19 protein-coding genes and 2 tRNA genes are annotated in these 20,687 nt (G+C 69.1%); 10 read left to right on the top strand and 11 right to left on the bottom strand.

The features are described from left to right. Positions 1 to 288: 288 nt before the first annotated feature. From DAERI_RS08640 to DAERI_RS08670, 7 genes are all read right to left on the bottom strand, one after another. On the bottom strand, positions 289 to 1,017 hold the full coding sequence (locus DAERI_RS08640) for an SDR family oxidoreductase (protein WP_103129034.1): 729 nt from the start codon (positions 1,015 to 1,017) through the stop codon (positions 289 to 291). A 95-nt stretch (positions 1,018 to 1,112) separates the two neighbouring features. Continuing rightward, a complete protein-coding gene (locus DAERI_RS08645; RefSeq protein ID WP_103129035.1) occupies positions 1,113 to 1,589 on the bottom strand; it encodes a hypothetical protein in 477 nt (158 codons plus the stop codon). 46 nt (positions 1,590 to 1,635) lie between these two features. Continuing rightward, complete coding sequence (locus tag DAERI_RS08650; RefSeq protein ID WP_103129161.1) at positions 1,636 to 2,208, bottom strand: GNAT family N-acetyltransferase; 573 nt, start codon at positions 2,206 to 2,208, stop codon at positions 1,636 to 1,638. 415 nt (positions 2,209 to 2,623) lie between these two features. Then, positions 2,624 to 3,292 (bottom strand): recombination mediator RecR, encoded by a 669-nt coding sequence (gene recR, locus DAERI_RS08655; RefSeq protein ID WP_103129036.1) that lies wholly within the window; start codon positions 3,290 to 3,292, stop codon positions 2,624 to 2,626. 34 nt (positions 3,293 to 3,326) lie between these two features. Continuing rightward, a complete protein-coding gene (locus DAERI_RS08660) occupies positions 3,327 to 3,617 on the bottom strand; it encodes a YbaB/EbfC family nucleoid-associated protein (RefSeq protein ID WP_019587031.1) in 291 nt (96 codons plus the stop codon). 58 nt (positions 3,618 to 3,675) lie between these two features. Beyond that, positions 3,676 to 4,353: an NUDIX hydrolase gene (locus DAERI_RS08665; protein WP_103129037.1), complete on the bottom strand. Its 678-nt coding sequence runs from the start codon at positions 4,351 to 4,353 to the stop codon at positions 3,676 to 3,678. Between the two features lie 107 nt (positions 4,354 to 4,460). Continuing rightward, positions 4,461 to 6,446, bottom strand: coding sequence for an amylo-alpha-1,6-glucosidase (locus DAERI_RS08670; protein WP_103129038.1), 1,986 nt, complete (start codon positions 6,444 to 6,446; stop codon positions 4,461 to 4,463). A 135-nt stretch (positions 6,447 to 6,581) separates the two neighbouring features. On the opposite strand from DAERI_RS08670, the gene infC reads away from it, so the two are divergent. Then, positions 6,582 to 7,169, top strand: coding sequence for a translation initiation factor IF-3 (gene infC, locus DAERI_RS08675; protein ID WP_103129039.1), 588 nt, complete (start codon positions 6,582 to 6,584; stop codon positions 7,167 to 7,169). Positions 7,170 to 7,273: 104 nt separating this feature from the next. After that, positions 7,274 to 7,519 carry a glutaredoxin family protein gene (locus tag DAERI_RS08680; protein ID WP_103129040.1) on the top strand — a complete coding sequence of 82 codons (246 nt, stop codon included), beginning with the start codon at positions 7,274 to 7,276 and terminating at the stop codon, positions 7,517 to 7,519. 44 nt (positions 7,520 to 7,563) lie between these two features. Here the strand turns inward: DAERI_RS08680 and DAERI_RS08685 are convergent, their stop codons facing one another. Further along, positions 7,564 to 8,592: a metallophosphoesterase gene (locus DAERI_RS08685; protein WP_235610311.1), complete on the bottom strand. Its 1,029-nt coding sequence runs from the start codon at positions 8,590 to 8,592 to the stop codon at positions 7,564 to 7,566. A gap of 109 nt (positions 8,593 to 8,701) precedes the next feature. Here DAERI_RS08685 and DAERI_RS08690 point away from each other — a divergent pair, with 109 nt between their 5' ends. From DAERI_RS08690 to thrS, 3 genes are all read left to right on the top strand, one after another. Then, positions 8,702 to 9,130, top strand: coding sequence for a DUF805 domain-containing protein (locus tag DAERI_RS08690; RefSeq protein WP_103129042.1), 429 nt, complete (start codon positions 8,702 to 8,704; stop codon positions 9,128 to 9,130). 100 nt (positions 9,131 to 9,230) lie between these two features. Next, positions 9,231 to 9,728: a GNAT family N-acetyltransferase gene (locus DAERI_RS08695; RefSeq protein ID WP_235610312.1), complete on the top strand. Its 498-nt coding sequence runs from the start codon at positions 9,231 to 9,233 to the stop codon at positions 9,726 to 9,728. A gap of 228 nt (positions 9,729 to 9,956) precedes the next feature. Then, positions 9,957 to 11,906, top strand: coding sequence for a threonine--tRNA ligase (gene thrS / locus DAERI_RS08700; RefSeq protein WP_103129043.1), 1,950 nt, complete (start codon positions 9,957 to 9,959; stop codon positions 11,904 to 11,906). Positions 11,907 to 12,328: 422 nt separating this feature from the next. Here thrS and DAERI_RS08705 read toward each other — a convergent pair whose 3' ends face one another. Beyond that, on the bottom strand, positions 12,329 to 13,192 hold the full coding sequence (locus DAERI_RS08705; protein WP_103129044.1) for a glycerophosphodiester phosphodiesterase family protein: 864 nt from the start codon (positions 13,190 to 13,192) through the stop codon (positions 12,329 to 12,331). A 122-nt stretch (positions 13,193 to 13,314) separates the two neighbouring features. On the opposite strand from DAERI_RS08705, the gene DAERI_RS08710 reads away from it, so the two are divergent. The 3 genes from DAERI_RS08710 (at position 13,315) to DAERI_RS08720 (ending at position 17,401) form a co-directional block, all read left to right on the top strand. After that, positions 13,315 to 13,389: transfer RNA gene (locus tag DAERI_RS08710), tRNA-Cys, on the top strand. Positions 13,390 to 13,406: 17 nt separating this feature from the next. Beyond that, positions 13,407 to 13,481: transfer RNA gene (locus DAERI_RS08715), tRNA-Val, on the top strand. Positions 13,482 to 14,401: 920 nt separating this feature from the next. After that, a complete protein-coding gene (locus tag DAERI_RS08720) occupies positions 14,402 to 17,401 on the top strand; it encodes a DUF11 domain-containing protein (protein WP_235610313.1) in 3,000 nt (999 codons plus the stop codon). 240 nt (positions 17,402 to 17,641) lie between these two features. Here the strand turns inward: DAERI_RS08720 and DAERI_RS08725 are convergent, their stop codons facing one another. After that, positions 17,642 to 18,472 (bottom strand): CAP domain-containing protein, encoded by an 831-nt coding sequence (locus tag DAERI_RS08725; RefSeq protein ID WP_165794136.1) that lies wholly within the window; start codon positions 18,470 to 18,472, stop codon positions 17,642 to 17,644. 295 nt (positions 18,473 to 18,767) lie between these two features. Here DAERI_RS08725 and DAERI_RS08730 point away from each other — a divergent pair, with 295 nt between their 5' ends. Next, on the top strand, positions 18,768 to 19,013 hold the full coding sequence (locus tag DAERI_RS08730) for a hypothetical protein (RefSeq protein ID WP_103129046.1): 246 nt from the start codon (positions 18,768 to 18,770) through the stop codon (positions 19,011 to 19,013). Between the two features lie 71 nt (positions 19,014 to 19,084). Here DAERI_RS08730 and DAERI_RS08735 read toward each other — a convergent pair whose 3' ends face one another. Continuing rightward, positions 19,085 to 19,648 (bottom strand): DUF2231 domain-containing protein, encoded by a 564-nt coding sequence (locus tag DAERI_RS08735; RefSeq protein ID WP_103129047.1) that lies wholly within the window; start codon positions 19,646 to 19,648, stop codon positions 19,085 to 19,087. Between the two features lie 156 nt (positions 19,649 to 19,804). Between DAERI_RS08735 and DAERI_RS08740 the strand changes: the two genes are divergently transcribed. Beyond that, complete coding sequence (locus DAERI_RS08740; protein ID WP_103129164.1) at positions 19,805 to 20,635, top strand: hypothetical protein; 831 nt, start codon at positions 19,805 to 19,807, stop codon at positions 20,633 to 20,635. Positions 20,636 to 20,687: the final 52 nt, after the last annotated feature.

Below are 20,687 nucleotides of genomic sequence, written 5' to 3' on the forward strand. Positions count from 1 at the left end.
CCCGCGCTCCAGCGGGAACGTCCTCAGCGTAGCGCCCACATATGAAGAAGTTTGGTACTCCCTCACGCGGCCCTGCTGTCCTGTACCTATGCGGTCGCGCCGGGACTGGATCACCGACCACCCCCATCTCCCCTTAAGGTGCGGGAGCTTCACAGCGGTGGCCGCAGGAGTTGCGGGACCGCCTCGCAACTCCTGCGGCCCGAGCAGAGCGAGAAACCGTGAGCGGGAGCGGTCGGAGTGGAGTTGATGGGGGTGCTTTCCTCCCATCAACGTAACGGAGCGCCGCGATCAGATGCTCCATCCCCCGTCCACCAGCACCTCCTGCCCGGTGATGTACCCCGCCTCGGGGGTGGCGAGAAAGGCGACCGCCGCGCCCACCTCGCCCGGCTGCCCGAAGCGCCGGGCGGGGATGCGGGCCAGCAGACGCTCGGCCTCGGCGGGGTCGGCGTGCAGGGCCTTCAGGCGGTCGGTGGCGGTGTAGCCGGGCGCGACGGTGTTGCAGGTCACCCCGTCGGCGGCCACCTCGAGCGCTAGGGTCTTCAGGTGATTCGTCACCGCGGCGCGCATGGCATTGCTCACGGGGAGGTTCAGCGCGGGCCGCCCCACTGTCAGGCTGGTCACGGCGATGATGCGGCCCCAGCGCCGTTCGCGCATTCCCGGCAGCACGGCGTCCGCCAGGCGCACGGTCGAGAGGAAGGTCGTCTCGAAGCCCCGCTGCCACGCCTCCTCCGTCACCCCGCTGGGGCGGCTGGGGGGCGGGCCGCCCGCGTTGCTCACCAGGATGTCCACCGCGCCCGCCGCCTCGACCGCCGCTCGGACCCCTTCGGGGGTACTCACGTCCGCGACCACCCACCGCGCCCCCAGCGCATCCGCCGCCGTCCGCAGCGCCGACTCCCCGCGCGCCGCGACCGTCACATCGGCCCCCAGCCGGACCAGGGCGTGCGCCGCCGCCAGCCCGATCCCCTTGCTTCCACCCGTGACGAGGGCCTGCCTCCCGTCCAGCCTGAATAGACTCATGCGGGCAGCGTAACAGGCGGGGGCCGGCAACCGGTTCTTTCCCGCTCGCGCCGCCCGGGTTGACCGGTTCGCCCCTGGTTCAACCGGAATCCAGATCAGTTCGCCACGTACCGCACGAACGAGCGCATGTCGTTCACGCAGGGGCTCGCCTCGTACTGGGCGCTGCTGGCGGTGATCGTCCGCAGGCGCCCCTCGTCGCTGAGGTAGAGCTGGCTGATGCGGTACAGCACGCCGCCCTCGTCATGCGTGTAGGCAGCCAGGATTCCCCAGCCCCCGGGCCGGTCCACCGGCTGCGCGGTGACCTCGCTGGCCCCGCCGCGGCCCAGGGCGTTCTGGAGGCGCAGGGCGAACTGCCGGGCCTCCTCCAGGGTGTTGAAGGCCGGAAAGGCCTGGTCATGCCGCTCCTCCCGCACCAGGCAGGCTCCCTGCGGGTCGGTCCAGAGGTTCGCGTTGCCGTTCACGGGCGTCCAGCCTGTCAGCGGCACGACGAGCGCCCGCGCGGGCGCGGCGAGCAGGGTCCCGGCCAGGGCGAGGGTGGCCAGCGGGAGGCGAGGCAGGCGGGGGGCACGCATGGGGGTCAGTGTACCCGCCGGGATGTGGCAAGCGCGGGGCGGGTTCTCATCCGCCAGTCAGGAGGCGGGCCTGCAACCCGGCCCTGACGGCGGGCCACTCCCCGTGCAGGATGCTGAACATCACGCTGTCGCGGGCGTAGCCGTCGGGCCGCACCTGATATTGCCGGAGCGTCCCCTCCCGCACGGCCCCGAGCTTTTCCATCGCGCGCAGGCTGCGGGCGTTGCGGGCGTCCACCTTGAAGTGGACCCGGTTGGCGCCCAGCTCCTCGAAGGCCCGCGTCAGCAGCAGCAGTTTGGCGCCGGGATTGGCGACGGTGCCCTGTGCGGCGGGCACGAGCATCGTCCCGATCTCCACCCAGCGGTCGGCGGCCCGCACCTCGCTGTAGCTGATGCGGCCCACGGCCTGGCCCTCCCGCAGCACCGCCCAGTTCACCCGGGCGGGCAGGGCATTCAGCCGCCCGATGTACTCCGCCCAGCCCTCCACCGTGCGCTGCTCCGGGCCGCCGCGGGCGAGCAGCGCGTAGGTGTCCTCATCGGCGCCCAGGTGCAGGTCGGCGGCGTGTTCCGGCGTCAATGGCACCAGCGTCACGTGTGGCCCCGTCAGCGTGACGGGCCGCATCCACTCGTCGGGCGGGGCAGGGGAGAGGGGGTTGGAGGTGGGGGTCACAGGGCAACGGTAGCCCAGCCGTCCGGGAAAGCAAACGCCCCACCGGGGAGGGGCAGGGCGGGAGAGAGGGTGGGTGGGAACGGCGCCCCGTATAGTCCCGTTCGGAACAAGCGCGGCGGGAACGAGGTTTTTCTCCCCCTCCCCTTGTGGGAGACTCGCAGAGCTGCTTGCAGAGGGCCGGGGTGAGGGGACGTGTGGGCGGCTTTGGCGTCTGCAAGATGGCTTGCCTCGTCTACTGGCCGCGTCGGGGGGCGTGCTCGCTCACCCCCACCCGACCTCGCCCCTCAAGGGGGAGGGGCAAAAGGCGCCGTCAGGGCCGTGTTTTCCCAGTCTTCTCGGGCTTGACCTCGAGAGGACGGCCATCCCCCTAATGGGCCGATGCCGCCGGAGCCGCCCCGTCCTGCTCGTCCTCGTTGCGGCGGCGGGGGGGAGGCGGGCTTTGCTCGCTCACCCGGCGCCTTCCGCTCAGGGCGCGGCCCAGGGTCACCTCGTCGGCGTATTCCAGGGCGCCGCCCACCGGCAGGCCGTAGGCGATGCGGCTCACGTCGGCGCCCAGTGGTTCGAGCAGCCGCTGGAGGTACAGGGCGGTCGCGTCCCCCTCCACGGTCGTGCCGGTGGCCAGGATGACCTCCATGCCTTCCTGCACGCGGGGCAGCAGCGGGCGGATGTGCAGCCGGTCGGGACCCACGCCGTTCATCGGGCTCAGGACGCCGTGCAGCACGTGGTAGAGGCCGCGGTACTCGCCGCTGCGCTCGATGGCGATCACGTCGCCGGGTTCCTCGACCACGCAGATCATGTTCTGGTCGCGGCTAGGGTCACTGCACACGCCGCACCGCTCGGCGTCGGTGATGTTGAAGCAGATCGGGCAGGTGTGCAGGTCGCGCTTGGCCTCCAGCAGCGCCCCCGCCAGCCGCTCGATGTCCTCACGCGGCTGCTCGAAGAGGTGAAAGGCGAGCCGCTGCGCGCTTTTGGGGCCGATGCCCGGCAGCCGCGACAGCTCCCGGATCAGCGCGACGAGGGAAGGTGGGTACTTCATACTCCTCCCCTTTCAACGATAGACCATGTCCGCATCAGAATCCGGGCAACCCAAGCCCGCGCGTCGCCTCCTGCTGAAGCGCGTCGGCCTTGGCCGAGGCATCTTGCAGGGCGACGAGCAGCAGGTCCTCCAGGGCCTCCACGTCGTCCGGGTCCACCGCCTCGGGCTTGATCTTGAGCCCGGTGACCTTGCCGTGCCCGTTCATCGTCACGGTGACCAGCCCGCTCGCCGTGCCCTCGACCGTCTGCGCGGCGAGGTTCTCCTGAATTTTGGCGGCGGCGACCTGCGCCTGCTGCATCTGCTTCATGAGCTTCTTCATGTCCATAGCTGGGGGACATTCTACCGGGGGGCCGTGCCGCAGAACGTGGGGCCGGACAGTTCGCCTACAGCGCCGCCGCCTTCGCCCCCTTCGCCCGCCGGTAGAGCTGCGCCGGTCGGCCCACGCCGCTGCGCCGCTCACCGCTGGGCGCGAGGATGCCCTGCGCGAGCAGCCGCTTGCGGAAGTTGCGCTTGTCGAGCTGGCGGTCGAGGATCGCCTCGTACACGCCCTGGAGTTCGGGCAGGGTGAAGGTGTCGGGCAGGAACTCCAGGGCGAGGTTGGCGTATTCCAGCCGGATTTGCAGCCGCTTGATCGCCCGGTCGAGGATCAGGGCGTGGTCGAAGGCGAGGCGGGGCGGGCGGTGGGCCGGAAACCAGTCCGCCCCCAGGGTGTGCCCGCCGCCCGTCACCCGCACGGTGCCGTGGGGCAGCACGGCGAGGTGCGCGACCGAGACGATGCGCCCGCGCGGGTCGCGGCTGGGCTCGCCGAAGGTGTAGAACTGCTCCAGGTGCCGGGGCTCGAGTTCCACCGTCGTCTCGGTCCGCAGCTCGCGCAGCGCCGCCTCGTGCAGGGCCTCGCCGGGCTGCACGAAGCCGCCGGGCAGCGCCCAGTCGCGGGCGTGCGGAAGCTCGCCGCGCTGCACCAGCAGCACGCGCAGCTCGCCCGCGTGCATCGCAAAGGCCGCCACGTCCACGGCCAGCCCGACCTGGGTGGCCTGCGGCGGAAGCGAGAGTGTCCCCATGACACAAACTGTAGACTTTGTGTTCCCGAAACGTCAAGGAATAAGTGTAGGCAGGCTGGCGGAAGAAGTGGCTGCTATACGCGGTTCCCTCCCGGTTTTGTGGTCTTTCATACATCCCTCTCCACCCGGCTGACCCGCACGTGGGCGCGCAGGAGTTCGGCCACGCTCCAGGCCTGAAAGGGGCAGCCGCCCGGCCCCAGGCTGTCTCCCGAGAAGACCTCACTGACGTGGCCCAGCCCCGCCTCCCAGACGTGCCCGCTCAGGCCGGTCAGGGCGGCCCGCGCCCGGCCCACCTCGCCCCGTTCCAGCAGCAGGTCGACAAAGGAGCCCAGCGGCCAGGGCCAGACGGTGCCCTGGTGGTACGCGGCGTCGCGCAGCAGTTGCGGGCCGCCGTAGTTGCCGCGGTAGCGCGGGTCCCGCGGGCTGAGGGTGTGCAGGCCCACCGGGGTCAGAAGCTGCGCCTCGACCTGCCGCACCAGGGCCTCCACCTGGGCGGGGGTGCGCGGTGTGTCCGGCAAGGCCAGCGCGATGACGGCGTTCGGGCGCACGCTGGGGTCGGGCGAGCCGTCCCCTCCCAGCGCGTCCGCGAAGGCCCCGCTTTCCTCCTGCCAGAAGGCCGCGAAGCTTGCCCTCGCCCGCTTGTATGTCTCCCCGAACTCGGGAGACTCGCCCAGCCGTTCCGAGAGCCGGGTCTCCGCGCCCAGCGCCCCCAGCCACAGCGCCTGCACCTCCACCGGCTTGCCGTGGCGGGGCGTGACCACCCAGCCCTCCACCTTCACGTCCATCCAGGTGAGCTGCACGCCGGGTTCCCCCGCGAGGAGCAGGCCGTCCGCCGGGTCCACCCGGATGCCGTGGTCGGTGCCGCGCACGTGCCAGGCCAGCAGCTCGCGCAGCCCCAGCAGCGCCTCCCGCGCGAAGGCGAGGTCCCCGCTCGCCCCCACGTAGCGTTCGAGTGCCGCCGCGAGCCACAGCGCCCCGTCCACCGTGTTGTACCCGGCCCCCGAGCCGTCGTCGCGAAAGTTGTTCGGCGTCAGGCCGCGCCGCAGCGAGCGCAGGAAGGTGCCCAGCAGGCTGCGGGCGTCCCCGTACCGCCCCGTCGTCAGCGTCAGGCCCGTCAGCGCGATCATGGAGTCGCGGCCCCAGTCGGCGAACCAGGGGTAGCCCGCGATCACGCTCACCCCCTCCGGCCTCGCCCGCCGCACGAGGTAGGCGTCGGCGGCGACGGCCAGGATGGCGGTCAATTCGTCGTCCAGTCCGGTCGCCTCTGCTGCCTGCCGGACCAGGGTGCGGCGCCGCGTGGCTTCCTCCCCGTAGGCTGCCCAGGGATCATCCACGGTCACGCCCGGCAGCCCCGAGACGACGAGGGCCACCCGCCCACCCCCGGGCGGCAGGGTCACGCGCCACAGCGCCGCCCCCGTTACCCGCTCGTGGTTCGGCTCCCCGCGCGCCTCGTCGTGGCGGTAGTAGACCCGCTGGGCGAAGGGCTGGGGGGTGAGGGCTTCCATCCCGCCGTCCGGGGCGTGCAGGGTCACCCAGGTTTCCCGCTCGCCGCGCACCCGGACCTGCCTTCCCCCAGCGTCGAAGCGCAACTCCGGCGCCTCCCGGTGGACGGCGTGCATGTCGCGGTCGGCGAAAAAGCCGCCCAGCGTCAGGGTGACCTCATCGCGGGCGTCCACGTCGTACAGGAAGACGACTGCGCCGGAGTGCCGGGGGGTGAAGGAGCGCCGCCTCACCCGCACCCCCCGCACCCACTGTTCCCGTTCGGGCAGGAGGTCGTGCAGGCCCGCGCCCGCGAGATGCGTCAGGCCCTCGCCCTCGAACACGCCGGGGGCGATCTCCAGCGCGTGAAGCGTCGCGCGCTCGCCGCCCACCTCCAGCCCTTCCAGCGGCGAGACGAGGTGCTGCCAGCGGCGCACCGGGGGCTCGTGGCTCCCCGCCAGGCCCGAGTAGCAGCGGGTGGGCACCCCCGCCAGGCTGGTCAGGGCGAAGCCGCCCAGCCCGTCGGTGAGCAGCACCTCCAGGTTGGGGTCGCGGGCGGCGAGCGGCCCGAACGCGCGGGAGACCGCCGGGCCGGTGTGGGAGGGGGGTGTCATGGAGCCCAGAATGCCCCAGCGCCGCGATGAAGAAAGCCATCTCCCGGGAAGCGCGGCCCGCGTGGTAAAATGACGTGTCATGCCCCGAGGGGTGTACGAGCCGCCGACCCGCCAGCGTGTGGGCGGCGTGCGGAGGTGATAGACATAGCGAAAGAACACAAGGTCAACGACCAGATTCGCGTCCGCCAGATTCGCCTGATCGGCGCGGAGGGTGAGCAGATCGGCATTATCGACACGCGCGACGCGCTGGCGATGGCACGCGAGAAGAACCTGGACCTCGTGATGGTGAGCCCCCAGGCCGTGCCGCCCGTCTGCCGCCTGCTGGACTATGGCCGGTTCCGCTACGAGCAGCAGCAGAACGAGAAGGAAAACCGCAAGCGTGCCCGCGCCCAGGAAGTCAAGGCGATCAAGTTCCGCGTCAAGATCGACGACCACGACTTCAACACCAAGACCGGGCACGTGCGCCGCTTCCTGGAAGAAGGCCACAAGGTCAAGGTCACCATCATGTTCCGTGGCCGCGAGCGCACCCACCCCGAGTTGGGCGAGCGCATCCTGCACCGCGTGGCTGAAACGCTCTCGGACATCGGCACGCCCGAGGGGATGCCCTCCATGATGGGCATGGACATGAACATGATCATGGCGCCCAAGGCGGCCCCGGCCCCCCGGCGCGACGCAGCCCCGCAGGCCGAGGCGCCCCGGCCCGAAGCCGCGGCCAACGCCTGATCCCAGCCTGCTCCTCGTCGGCCCGCCACATCGGTGGGCCGTTTTCTCTGGACGTTGGGAAGAACTCTCACCTTCCATACCGCTTTATTTTGTAAAGTAGAAGCATGGTCAAGATGTACACGACGAGTTGGTGCCCCGACTGTCACGCCGCCAAGCGTGCCCTGAGCAGCAAGGGGATCGCCTTTCAGGAGATCAACATCGAGCAGGACGAGCAGGCCGCCGAGTACGTGATGAGCGTGAACGGCGGCAAGCGCAGCGTCCCCACCCTGGTGAGCGGCGACGTGGCCCAGAGCCTCAGCGGCTTCCGTCCCCAGAAACTCGACGCCTTCCTGGCCGCCGCCGGGCTGTAAGGGTAATTCGCGTAGGAGCGGCCTCCGCGTGGGGCCGCCCTTCTTTAGGGTTTGCCAACCGTCTCGGTGTGGACCTCCTGCGCCGCGCCGTCTTCGGAGACGGTAAAGACGCGGAGGGTCAGGGCGTCCCGGGTGATGTTTAGCCACAGAAAGCCGGGCTGGTCAAAAATCCCGAACGTGACCGGGCGGGAGCCGCTGCGTCCCGGCTCCACCTGCCCCGCCGCTCCACTCACCCACTGCCGGGTGCCCGGGCACTCCGGCTGCGGCGCGAAGCCCATCAGGACGTGGTCGTGCCCGCTCAGGATGGCGTCCGCCTTTCCGCAGGCCACGCCGTACAGGGCGCGCACCCCGTCCCCCCGCTGTCCGGGCAGCGGCAGACCATCGTAGTGCCCCGCGTCCCCGTGCTTGCCACCACTGAAGAGGGGATGGTGGCCCAACACCAGCCGCCAGCGGGCCTGGCTGCTTTCCAGGGCACCCGCCAACCACGCCCGCTGCGCCCGGTCCCACGACCCGCCCGGCCTCTCGTTTACCCGCAGGGGCGGCAGGTACGCGGCCAGGGGGGAGGTGTCCACCGCGAAGAACTCCACCAGATCGCCCACGGCGGCGCGGTAGCTGCGGGCGGGCATCACCCACTGCGGGTTCAGGCGGGCGTAGGCCACCTCCGCCTCCGCTCCCCGCGCGTCGGCCCCGTCCCCGCCCAGGAGCCACGACTCGTCGTGGTTGCCGGGCACCATCAGGAAGGGCACGCCCAGCGGGCCGTAGGGTTCGGCAAAGCGTTCTCGAAAGAGGATGGACGCCGGATCACGCGGCCCCGCCGGGTAGAAATTGTCGCCCAGCCCCACCCCCAGGTCGCAGCCCTCGCGTTCACAGACCGCACGCATCGCCGCCGCCACCCGCCGCTGCACCTCCGTTCCGGTGCCCTGGTCTCCCATCACCACGATCCTCACATCCGCCGCATCCGCCCGGATGAGCAGAGGAGCCGTCATATCCGGCAGTGGCGGGACGGGTCCGGTCGGGACAGGTGCGCAGGCGGCCAGCAGCACACCCAGGCCGAGGGGCAGGGGGGGACGCACGGGGGGATGCTACCCCCATCAGGGAAGGCGAAGTTGCGGCCCATCTCTCTCAGGACTTCTTTAGGATATCCTCACGCGCCCGTGGGCAGAACCGGGCGGAGGAGGCCATATGAACGAATACCTGAACGTGATCCGCAACCACTACGCCGACTTTCGGGGAAGGGCGCGCCGACGGGACTTCTGGATGTTCTCGCTGATCAACACAGTCGTCGTGATCCTGCTGGAACTGCCCCTGCTGCTCAGTTCCGTGGGTGCGGCGGCGGCGGGGCAGGAGGACTGGAACCCGGGCGGCCTCGCCATGCTCAGCCTGGTCCTGACGATTCTCTATGCCCTGTTCATCTTCGTGCCCAGCCTCGCCGTCACCATTCGTCGCCTGCACGACACGGGCCGCAGCGGGTGGTGGTACCTGATTAACTTCGTCCCGTTCGTCGGCGGCCTGGTGCTCTTCATCTTCCTGGTGATGGAGAGCCAGCCCGGCGCGAACAAGTGGGGGCCGAATCCCAAGGGGATGGAGGCGACGGCGGCACCCGCCTGGTAGGTCGGGTCAGCGATGGCAGGTCCCGCTTCGGTGGGGCCTTTTCTCGTGCCTGAGCCATCTGGCGCATTCCCCACAGCCTCCAGGCGGCGAAACTCCTCCCATGCCCCCCCTCACCGTCCGCCCCGCCATTCCCGCCGACTTCCCCGCCCTGCGCCCCATGCTGCTCGACATGGGCTTCGTGGAGGACGAGGAGGCGCTCGCCCGGCGCTTCCCCTCCTTCTGCGCCCGCGACGACTTCGCCCTGCTCGTGGCGGGGGACGAGACGGGCCGTTTGCTCGGTTATGCCGCCGTCCACGACTACGGCCCGCATCTCCGCTCGGGCAACTCGCACCGCACGGCCAAGCTGGACGACCTCTACACCGTCCCCGGGGCGAGGCGGCAGGGTGTCGCCCGAACCCTGATGCGTGCGGTGGAGGACTGGGCCCGGTCCCGGCCCCTGCGCTACGTCTTCTGGTACGCGAACGGGCACCGTGCGGCGCCCGCCTACGAGCGAATGGGCTACCGCTCGGCGGACGCCGGGCAGGAGGGCTACCGCTTCTTCGAGATCGATCTCGGGGAGGCGAACACCCGCGCCCCCCACCCCCTGCGGGGGTCCTGAGCCTCTTCGGCGGGTTGCCCCTGGTCCACCTCGCCCGCTATCCTGCGTTCATGAAGCCGCTCGCCCATCACTCCGGTCTGGTGATGCGTGGCGGGCTGCCGAGGCGAATGCCCCTTCCCGGTCTGGCCACGCGAACTCTCAGCGCCTGAGAAGCTCCCACGCGGCTCTCAGGCGTTTTGCTGGATTTGCGGCCAGACCGGGTCAATTCTGCTCTCAAGGAGTCACCCCATGCACGTCACGTTGCCCGACGGAAAACAACTCGATCTGCCCCAGGGCGCCACGGCCCTCGACGCCGCCCGGGCCATCGGCCCCCGCCTCGCGCAGGACGCCCTGGCCGCCACCGCGAACGGCGACCTCGTGGACCTGATGTCCCCGCTCCCCGAGGGCGCGAACATCACGCTCGTCACGAAGAAGAACCCTGCGGACGCCGCCGCCGTCTTCCGCCACTCGCTGGGCCACGTGATGAGCCAGGCGGTCGGCGAGTTCTACCGGGCCAGGGGCTACGGCCCGGAAGCTGTCAAGCGTGGGGTCGGCCCCGCCATCGAGAACGGCTGGTATCAGGACTTCGACCTGCCCGAGCCGTTGCGGGAGGAGGACTTGCCGGAAATCGAGCGGATCATGCGCGAGATCATCGCCCGGGGCCTCGACTTCTCCCGCCGCGAGGTGAGCAAGGACGAGGCGCTGGCGCAGTTCCCGCACGACCCCTACAAGCAGGAACTCATCCGCGAGCTGCCGGAGGGCGAGCCCATCACCCTCTACCAGCAGGGCGACTATGTGGACCTGTGCCGGGGGCCGCACTTCCCGAACACGGGCAGGCTGCCCACGGCCTTCAAGCTCATGAGCACGAGCGGCGCGTACTGGCGCGGGAACGAGAAGAACCCGATCCTCCAGCGCATCTACGGGGTGGCCTTCGCCACGCAAAAGGAGCTGGACGAGTACCTGGCGCGGCTCGAAGAGGCCAAGCGCCGTGACCACCGCAAGCTGGGCAAGGAACTCGAACTCTTTACCATCGATCCCCTCGTGGGCAAGGGCCTGCCGCTGTGGCTCCCCAATGGCACGGTTCTGCGTGAGGAGCTGACCCGCTTCCTGCGCGAGCAGCAGTTCCAGCGCGACTATCAGGGCGTGGTGACGCCGAATATCGGCAACCTCGACCTCTTCCGCACCTCGGGCCACTACCCCTATTACTCCGACAGCCAGTTCGAGCCCATCACGGTGGACGACGAGCAGTACATGCTCAAGCCCATGAACTGCCCCTTCCACGTGCGGATCTACGCGAGCAAGCCCAGAAGCTACCGCGACCTCCCGGTGCGCCTGGCCGAGTTCGGCACGGTGTACCGCTACGAGATGAGCGGCGAGCTCAACGGCCTGACCCGCGTGCGCGGCTTCACGCAGGACGACGCGCACATCTTCGCGCGGCCCGACCAGCTGGGGAAGGAATTCCTGGACGTACTTGACCTGACGGTCCTCGTCCTGAAGACCTTCGGGATGAACGAGGTGCGCTTCCGGGTGGGCGTGCGCGACCCCGAGTCCGACAAGTACGTGGGCGATCCGGCCCAGTGGGAGGTGGCCGAGCGGCAGATCATCGAGGCGGTCGAGGAAGTCGGCCTGCCCTACACGGTGGAGCCCGGCGACGCCGCCTTCTACGGCCCCAAGCTCGACTTCGTCGTGAAGGACGTGCTGGGCCGCGAGTGGCAGCTCGGCACCATCCAGGTGGACTACAACCTGCCCGAACGCTTCGACATCTCCTACGTGGGCGAGGACGGTCAGGACCACCGCCCGGTCATGATCCACCGCGCGCCCTTCGGCAGCCTGGAGCGCTTCGTGGGCATCCTGATCGAGCACTACGGCGGCGACTTCCCGCTGTGGCTGGCACCCCGGCAGGTCGTGGTCATCCCCATCGCTGACCGGCACAACGCCTACGCCGAGACGCTGGCGAACGAGTTGGGGGCGGCGGGCCTGCGCGCCGAGGTGGACGACTCGACCAACCGCATGAACGCCAAGGTCCGCAACGCCGAACTGTCGAAAATCCCCGTCATGCTGATCGTCGGCGATCAGGAGGAGGCCCGGCGCGAGGTCAGCGTCCGCGAGCGCACCCCGGAAGGCCACAGGGAGCGCAAGGGCGTGGACTTCACGGACCTGCTCCGGGAATTGCAGGAACGCTACCGGACGCGGGCATAAGGAGTGGGGAGGAGAGAGGGGCTGGCTCTGGCTACCGCGGCTGGCCCCTCCTTCATTTGAAGCAGGTGACGCGGGAGAGGATGTCGCCCTGGATGCTGTGAAGGGCCCCCTCGGCGACAGGTGGAATGCTCGGCCTGACCCCTTGCAGGGAGCTTGCGGGGAAAGCAGGGGTCAGCCCGCCTGTGGACCTCCTCTCCCCGGCGCTGCGCGCCGACCCTTTGCTTCGCAGCTTTGCAAGTCTCCCTCAGGGGGCGAGGGTGAACCTGTTCTGGGGCGGGGCGCCAAAGGGTTGTCATGCTGAGCGCCGGCGAAGCATCCCAAGGCTCCGGGACCCAACGCCTTCGCTCAGGGTGACCAGCTTTCTGCGCCCCGCCCCAGGCGATGGCGGCGCTGGCTCCTGCCCGTTCCTGATCCCCTCTGCTTCAGCGCCCCATCCCCTCCGCCAGAACGGCTTTCAGCAGGTCGGGCCGGTTGGTGATGATGCCGTCCACGCCCATCCGAATCAGGCGGCGCATCTCGGCGGGGTCGTCAATGGTCCAAACCTGAACGGCCACCCCGCGCCTGTGCATCGCCCGCACGAAGCCGGGGGTCACGACCTCGATGTTCCCCGACCGCACCGGCACCTGCGCCACACGGCCCGGGAGCGGGGCCAGCCCGGCGAGCCCCACCTTGCTGAGCAGCACGAGGGGACGGAGCTCCTTCTCCGTCATGCTCGTGGTCACTTCCGGGCAGGCCGCGCGGAACTCGTTCAGGGCCGCGTCGCTGAAGCTGGCGACGATGACGTGATCTGTGACCCCCGCATCCCGGAGCGTCTTGCAGAACGGCGCGGCGATGCTGGGGGACGCCTGCTTGATCTCGACCGTCAGGGGCATATCGGGAAAGGTGGCCAGCACCTCTGAGAGCTGCGCCACCCGCACGCCCTGCCCCCGGAAGGGGAAGGTCGCGCCGCCATCCGGCGTGAAGGCGTACCCGGCGTCTGCCGCCAGCACCTGCGCCAGCGTGAGGTCGGCGATCCGTCCCTTCGTGTCCGTCAGTCGGTCGAGCGTCTCGTCGTGGGAGAGCACGAGGACGCCGTCACGGGTGGCGTGCATGTCCATCTCCAGCATGTCCACCCCGAGGTCGGCGGCATGGCGGTAGGCGAGCATCGTGTTGCTGGGCCGCAGCCCCTCGCCCCCCTGGTGCGCGATGTTCAGGGTCCGCCCCTGGATGAAGGGATTGGTGGGCTGGGCGGCGGGCGCACAGGCTCCCAGCAGCAGCGCCAGACCGGCGGTCAGCATTCTGTTCATGACACCTCAACTCTACGGGCCTAGGCGAGCTTTTCGCCTGCTTTACAGCCCCCGGGGGGCGTGCTAACATTCCCTCCGCTGGCAGAGGTTGAGCCCCCCAGCCGCCCCAAGGCGAGTACAGCGGCGCTGTAGCCAAGTGGTAAGGCAGAGGTCTGCAAAACCTCGATTCACCGGTTCGAATCCGGTCAGCGCCTCCAATACCCCATTCAGGTTCAGAACCGTAGCTCAGGGGTAGAGCACTACCTTGACACGGTAGGGGTCAGGGGTTCAAATCCCCTCGGTTCTACCAGCATCAGCCCCCGCCCGGCGGGGGTTTTTCTATTGCCCCCGGGGGCCACGTTCTCCTGGCCACGCCGCTCCACGTCGGACGGGGAAGACGACTCCTCCCTGAGAGGAGGTGGTGAGCCGGGAGCAGAGCCCCAGCCTCACACCACCTCTCACCTGAACTGTCGCTGGCGGTGTCAGTTCTGCTGGCGCAAAAAGTGGCGGTGGGACGGGGAAAAACACAGCTAGTTGGATCGAGTCCAGCCTGAGGCGTTGCCGCTTTCCTCAGGCTGTGAGCTGAGCTTTCCGCCTCCCGAACGCCCACCACGCGCCCCGCTCCCCCTCTCAAAGAGCTTAATTTTAGCCGCAACTCATTTTTCTCAACATGAGAAACAGATTGGTCCATATAATGTCGGAAATTCCACATTATGCAGGGGGAGGTGAATGTGAGGTTTACCCCCATGTGACGTGTCTGCGGCTGTTCGAGGTCTTTCTCCCGGAGTTGGTGGAGGTTCGCTGTTCGAGAAGTCCTGACTGAACACTGCTGATGTGAGGCCGGTTTTGGCGCCCGTACCCCGCTGGGAGGGGCGTCAGGAGAGAAATTGTGTGGCGGCTCCTCGGAGGGGCATTCCCAGGCAGATCAAGGGCTACAGGCTCAACCCCCCCGATTCGGGTGCATAAGCGGGCGCTTTCCCAACAGTTCATCGGTTCGTTTCATACGGCCACATGAAGGACGCGATCGCCGGTTTATCGGCTTTTGCGAAGGCTCATCATCGCGTCACGAGATGCTCAGAGCCTTTAGGGAGATACAGCATGAAGGGATTCAGATACGTCGGCTTGGCTTTGACCGGTGCCCTTACCCTCGCTGCGTGCGGAAGCACGAACACGCCTTCCCAGGGAACGAACCCGCCTATCTCACAACCTCCGGGCAGCCAACCCCCGGTCGTGACGCCCCCGGTCAACCCCCCGACCAAGCCCCCAGCCGCCAACACCTGCGCCACCATCACCGTCAACCTGCAAAACGTCAAGGCTGTCGACGGCAAGGTTCAGGCCCCAGTCGTCATTAAGAACGCCGCGGGCAAGGCCGTCTTTACCGGTACGGCCACCAGCGGGCAGAAGCTCTCGACCATGTTCGAGGCGGGCACGTATACCGTTGCCGCGCAGGAGATGCAGGGCTACCAGCCCGAGTCCAATACTCCGCAGTCCGTGACGCTGGACTGCGCGGCGAATGCCAACGGCCTGGTCACGCTGTCGTACCGCACCCAGCAGGCCCAGCAGCAGCAGCAGGTCAGGAGCATCGGGTTCACCACCGACCCCGCCGTGACCGACAGCATGGGCCAGGGCCTGCCCTTCAACCCGGAAGTCAACGCCAACAAGAACGTGCGGCTGTACGCCTCCCAGACGGAGGAACCCGTCCTCGTCCAGATGGTCGTGCGGGACGCCGCCGGTGCGCCGGTCGCCGGTGCCCGGGTAAATGTCTCGGCCGACAGCGACGACGTGACCATCATCGCGGGCCACGTGCAGATGGGCGCCTCGGCGTCGCCGCTGGGCATCCGCGCCCAGGCCGTCGCGGCCACCGCCACGGCGTTCTCGGACGCCAACGGCATCGTCCGCTTCACGGTGTACGCGACGAGCGCGCCGTCCCAGGGCACACCCGTGAAGTTCGTGGTGAGCGCGAGCGACGCCTCCGACGCGCCCACCAGCTCCGCGCTCGCCGAGTTCAAGATGTTCTTCACGAACATGAGCCACCTGTACTACGCCGACGGCAGCGGGCGCCTCCTCCCCAGCGGTCAGCGCCTGGGTGGCAACGTCGGCAGCTTCGACAACAACTGGTTCAACCCCAGCGAGCGGATTCACTCGTTCGCCACCCTCGCCTACGCCAAGCAGCCCCAGCAGGGACCGGTCGCCGTGGGCGGCGGGCAGGACGCCCCATTCCCCGGGTACGTCACCTACACGCTCACCGGGCCCTCAGACCGCCTGTTCCTCACCACCAACTCCGGCGCGATCAGCGGCTCGGGCAGCGTGACCGTTGGCGGCGGCCAGAACGTCTACCTGCGCCCGGCCCTCGACGTCAGGGCGGAGGAGCTGCCGCTGTCCACGGGCGTGCGCGCCGACTACTACTACCAGGTCCGCTACGGCAGCACGGTCTACGACTTCCTGCTGAAGAGCTACAACTTCACCAAGACCTTCAGCGGCGCGATCCTCCAGATCGAGAAGACGGGGCCGAACATCCTGACGTGGACCGGCTTCCAGCGGGTCAGCCCGAACAGCCCGGCGCACAACCCCTACGCGCCCGACGACGTGAACCTGCCCCCGCGCCTCGACCGCGGCACCAGCACCGCGACGACCGAGGACAACTTCACGGTCGGCAAGACCTACACCTACACGATCCGCGTCCGCAACAGCTCGACCACGACGCCAGCGCGCGACGTGACGGTGCGCGACGAGCTGCCCGCCGAACTGGGCTACGTCCTCGGCAGCGCCCGCATCGTGAACGCGAACGGGACGCCCACCGGCGGCACCCTGAATGCCGACTACGACCTCAACACCCACACCATCGACTTCAACACGGTGGGTGACCTCGCCCCCGGCGCCGAGCTGCGCATCGCCATCGATGTCTACCCGCGCCACAAGCCCGGCTACGCCTGGAACGACAACGACCGCAACGGGGACGCCGACCCGGTCACGGACCTGCGCGGTGTGTACGGCCTCACGCCGCCCGAGACGATCGCGGACCTCAACACCGAGTACGAGGACCCGTACGACATCAAGAACCGCGCCAAGGCGAGCGCCAGCAACGCGGCCGAGGTCGACGCGTACAAGTACATCAACATCGTGCGTCCGGTGGCCCGCATCACCAAGACGGCGCTGGATCAGGAGGTCGTCTCGAACCAGCAGGCCCGGTTCAACATCCGGGTGGACAACTTCGACCGCTCCACGCTCAACGAGACCGACTCGCGCATCCGCAACGCCTACGCCCGCCTCAAGGCCCTCTTCCCGAACGAGTACCCGCAGGAAGGCTTCCTGTACAACGCCCGGATCGAGGACACCTACGGCCCGGCCTTCAGCGGCCCGGTGGCGCGCGACGAGAACGGCAACCTGATCACGCTGGAGCGCTCCGACCAGATGAACGGCGACCGCCGCGTCGGCCTGAACCTCGGCACGCTGCTCAACGGCACCTCGCGCACGATCACGATGTCGCTGCGTGGTGAGGTCATCGGCAACCGCAACCAGAACTGCGTGCGGCTGTTCGCCTGGAACCTCAACCAGCTCTACCGCGGCAACCCGAACGAGTACCTCCAGTTCGAGGGTCCCGACAACGGCCAGCTCAACGCCTCGTACGAACTCGACAACGGCCGCAACTTCCTCGAGGACTGCGCCTACGTCGACATCGTGGGCAAGCCCGCCTGGGGCCACGACCTGTGGGACCACTACGTCACCGCCGAGGAGTTCGACCGCGACAACGGCACGGACGCCTACCCGGTCGGCTCGCCGTTCGTGTACGACACGTACTACGACAACGAGGGCACCAACTCGGCGACCAACGTGTTCATCAACGCGGCCCTGCCGAGAATGGTCAACCTCAGGAACAGCTCGTCCATCTACCTGGGCTTCTGGAGCGACTTCCTGAGCGAGAACCCCACGGCGAACCTGACCCTCCACCAGTTCGACCTGCGCGACCCCTCGACCTGGACCGCGACCTTCGGCGACACCACGGTGACGCTGATCCCCGCCGACGATCAGCGCAGCTTCCGGTTCCACGTCGACAACATGGAGCCCGGCGAGCGGATCGGCCTCGAGTTCCAGGTGGTGGCGAGCCAGAAGGGCGACGACTTCTTCAACACGACCATGACCTGGGATCAGGGTGGTGGCCGGACCATCGTGGACAACGAACACACCTACATCACGGACGCCATGGGCATGCCGGATCCCTCCGGCAAGTAAACCTGGCACCCAGGAGAAATCCCCGCCGAGGCGCGGGGGTTTCTCTTGCTATGCCGGATGGCTCCAATTCCCGAACATCTGAACCGGCACCGGATGTTCGGCCATCCTCGCAAGTCCGGCAGCTTCTGCTGCCCGCTTCACTCGCCCCTCGTCCTCGCCTCATCGCAACTGGGGATCAGGGCGCGGGGCTGACCAAAACGGAACGGGGGCCGGTGAAGGCCCCCTCATTCCGTTTGCCGCTCAGCGCCGACCGAAGTTCTGCGTCCAGTAGGAGCGGTAGCTGCCCCCGGCGTAGTACCCGACGCCGAGATCACGGTACGCGGCGTTCATGATGTTGGCGCAGTGGCCGGGGCTCTGGAGCCAGCCCGCCACGACCTGCTCGGGCGTGGACTGCCCGGCGGCGATGTTCTCGCCCGCGGCGGTGAAGTTCGTGTACCCGGCCGCGCGCATGCGGTCGAAGGGGCTCAGCCCGTCGGGGTTGGTGTGGCTGAAGAAGCCCCGCACCGCCATATCCTTGGAGTGGTTGTAGGCGGCCGTGCGCAGGGCGGCGTTGTAGGTCAGGGGTGCGGCGGCGGGGAAGGACTGGGTGCCGCAGGTGCGCGCCTGGGCGCGGGCCTGGTTGGTGAGGTCCAGGACCCGCTGCTCGTAGGCGCTGGGACCCGTGCCCGTCGTCGGCGTGGGAGCCGGGGCTGTCGCCGCCTTGCTGACATTGACCGGGAAGTCGAGGAAGCTGGCCGGGTTGCTGCGCAGCGCCACCCGCACGGTCGCCGTTCCCGCCCCCCGGGCGGTGACCAGGCCATACTGGTCGACCGTCGCCACCGCCGCGTTGCTGCTCGTCCAGGTGACAAGGGCGGGCGTGACCGGCTGCCCGCCGTAGTACACGTTGATCTGATACGTCTGCCCGACGGTGAGGGCGATGGGCGTGACGGCGAGTGGGGTGATCCCCGCGGCGTCGGCGGAGGTCGAGAGGCGTTGCTCCGCCGCGGTGGCGGTAGGCCCTGGCGTCTGCCCGCAGGCGGCCAGGAGCAGCGTGGCCGAGCCGAGGAGGATAAGAAGAGATTGTGATTTCACGTAACGCAGCCTAAGAATTCAGTCAGGTAAAGGGATGAACTGGGCCTGAGTTCTCCCCGCCGGCGCTCATGAGGATGCCCCCGCCCGGTTGAGATCGGGCACCCTCAGTCCGAGATCCGCTGTGTCTCACAGCCTCTGGCCCCGTCGGGCCTCACACCCCTCCCCGAACCTCCCGTCTGTTTAAGACGGACACCAGGAGCGCTTGAGCGATTCGTCATGGTCACCGGCCCCTCGCCGCACCCGGCGTATGCTGCCCTTCTCCATCTGCTGGAGCCACATCACCCGGAGGTTGGATATGACACGCGATGATCAGAGGGGCCAGAAGCAGCACGCGGAGGGCGACTTCCCCGCCGACGCCGGGGGAACGGACCTGACCGACAAGGAGATCGTGGAGTTGCACGCGCGCGAGGGACGCGGCGCCCGGCAGGTGCCCGGTGCCGAGCCGTCGGACGAGTACGTTCAGGACCATGTCGAGGGTCCAGAGGATCAGGGACCGAGCCTCCTGGATCCCACGACGAAGGACTACAAGAAGCCCCGCTGAGCGACCCGCCCCCCAAAAGGTGCAGGCCCGGGAAGGATGCCCCGGGCCTGTTTGCGGGATGGGCGCGCCGGCTAGCCCTGCGGAACCGTCATCGTGTGTCCCACCCCCAGGCCGTGCCGGTAGACGAGCTGCCCGCCCAGGAAGGCGCCCACGCCGCCCAGGGCCAGGGCCGTGCCGGAGAGCGCCTTGCCCAGGCCCCGCCGCCCGCGCCTGCGCGCCAGCAGGGAGGCCGCGTTGAGCAGGAAGGCCACCTCGTTCAGGCTGCCGTGGATGAGGCCGGTGCGCCGCGCCTGACCTCGGGCGTTGGACCAGTCGGTCCAGCCCGCGGCAATCGTGGGAACGGCGCCCACGGTGCCCAGCAGCAGGGCCATGTCGGCGGCGTACTCCCGCTCCGGGCTGCTCCGGCCCGGCAGGAAGTCGAGGATGCCCCCGACGATCCAGCCCCCCAGCGGCAGGTGAATCAGGATGGGATGCAGGGGATGGCCGATGGGCTCGCCGTGCAGCAGGCTGATCAGCCCGTCCGGCAAGGCCTCCTCCGCCTCCTTCAGCCAGCCTTGCAGCCGTTCGGACAGAACCTCCACGGAAGGGTGGTTACTCAGCGCGTCTTCTATGCGGTCATTGATCTGTGAATCCATACCCGCTCCTTGCCGTGCTTTCTGTCCACCCTAGGGAGTGCCGTCTCCTCCTCAGTGAGCCCGGCTTGCCCGCCCCTTAAGACACCTGATGGGAGGTGAGGGCCGCCACTCGGTCATGGGGCGGAAGCGCGGGATGAGGTGGGCTACGCTGGGGCCGTGACCTCCGTGGCTGCTCTCGACGCTCTGGACGCCCGCATCCGGGCCGCCCTGGTGGCCGAGCCGGGGGTGCGCCATGCCCTCGCCTACGGCAGCCGGACTCAGGTGGGGCCAGACGGCGCGCCCGCCTCCGACGGGTGGAGCGACCTGGAGTACTGGGCCTTTCTGGAGTCGGGGGAGACGCTGGACGCCTTCGCCTTCCTGCGGCCCCTGATGCCGGTCGCCCTGGCGGTGGTCAATCCCTATGGCACGCCGAACGTGGTCACTCCTGACCTGGTCCGGGTCGAGCTGCACATGGTTGACGGGGAGCAGTTGGCCCAGATTTCCACCTGGCCCAACGCTGGAACTTCGCCCGACCGGATGCTGATCAAGGACGCCGACGGCGCGTTACGCGCCCGGCTGGAGGAACTGGCGACCCGCCCGATCTTCGCGGCGACCCTGCCCGGCGTCCAGGCGCTCTACGACGGGGTGCTGAACGACCTGGTGTTCGGCTCGGCGGTCCTGGCGCGGGGCGAGGAGCTGCGGGCCTGGGACCTGCTGACCCCGGTGCGGGGCGGGCTGCTGCGATTGGTCCGCGTGCTGGAGGGCCTGCCGCAACCGCTCGCCCCCACCCGCCGGGCGGAACGCGAGCTGCCGGAGGGGTGGCGGGAAGCCCTGCGGGGGACGGTCTCGGGCCAGGCGGCCTCTGCCTACGGGCGGGCGCTCACCGTCTCCCGCCGCCTGGCCGCGGTCCTGCGGCTGGAGGAGAGGGCCGTGATTCAGGAGGCGCTGGCCGCCCGCCTGCGAGCCCTTACTGGCGAGGAGTCGCGGCAGCCAGGTGCCGAGTCCTAGCCACCTCGGAAGGGATCGAGCGGCCCGGGGGTGCCTGGGAAAGGACCCTTCC

Origin of the sequence: Deinococcus aerius (genome assembly GCF_002897375.1) — a bacterium.
In the GTDB taxonomy this organism is placed as follows: Bacteria; Deinococcota; Deinococci; order Deinococcales; family Deinococcaceae; genus Deinococcus; species Deinococcus aerius.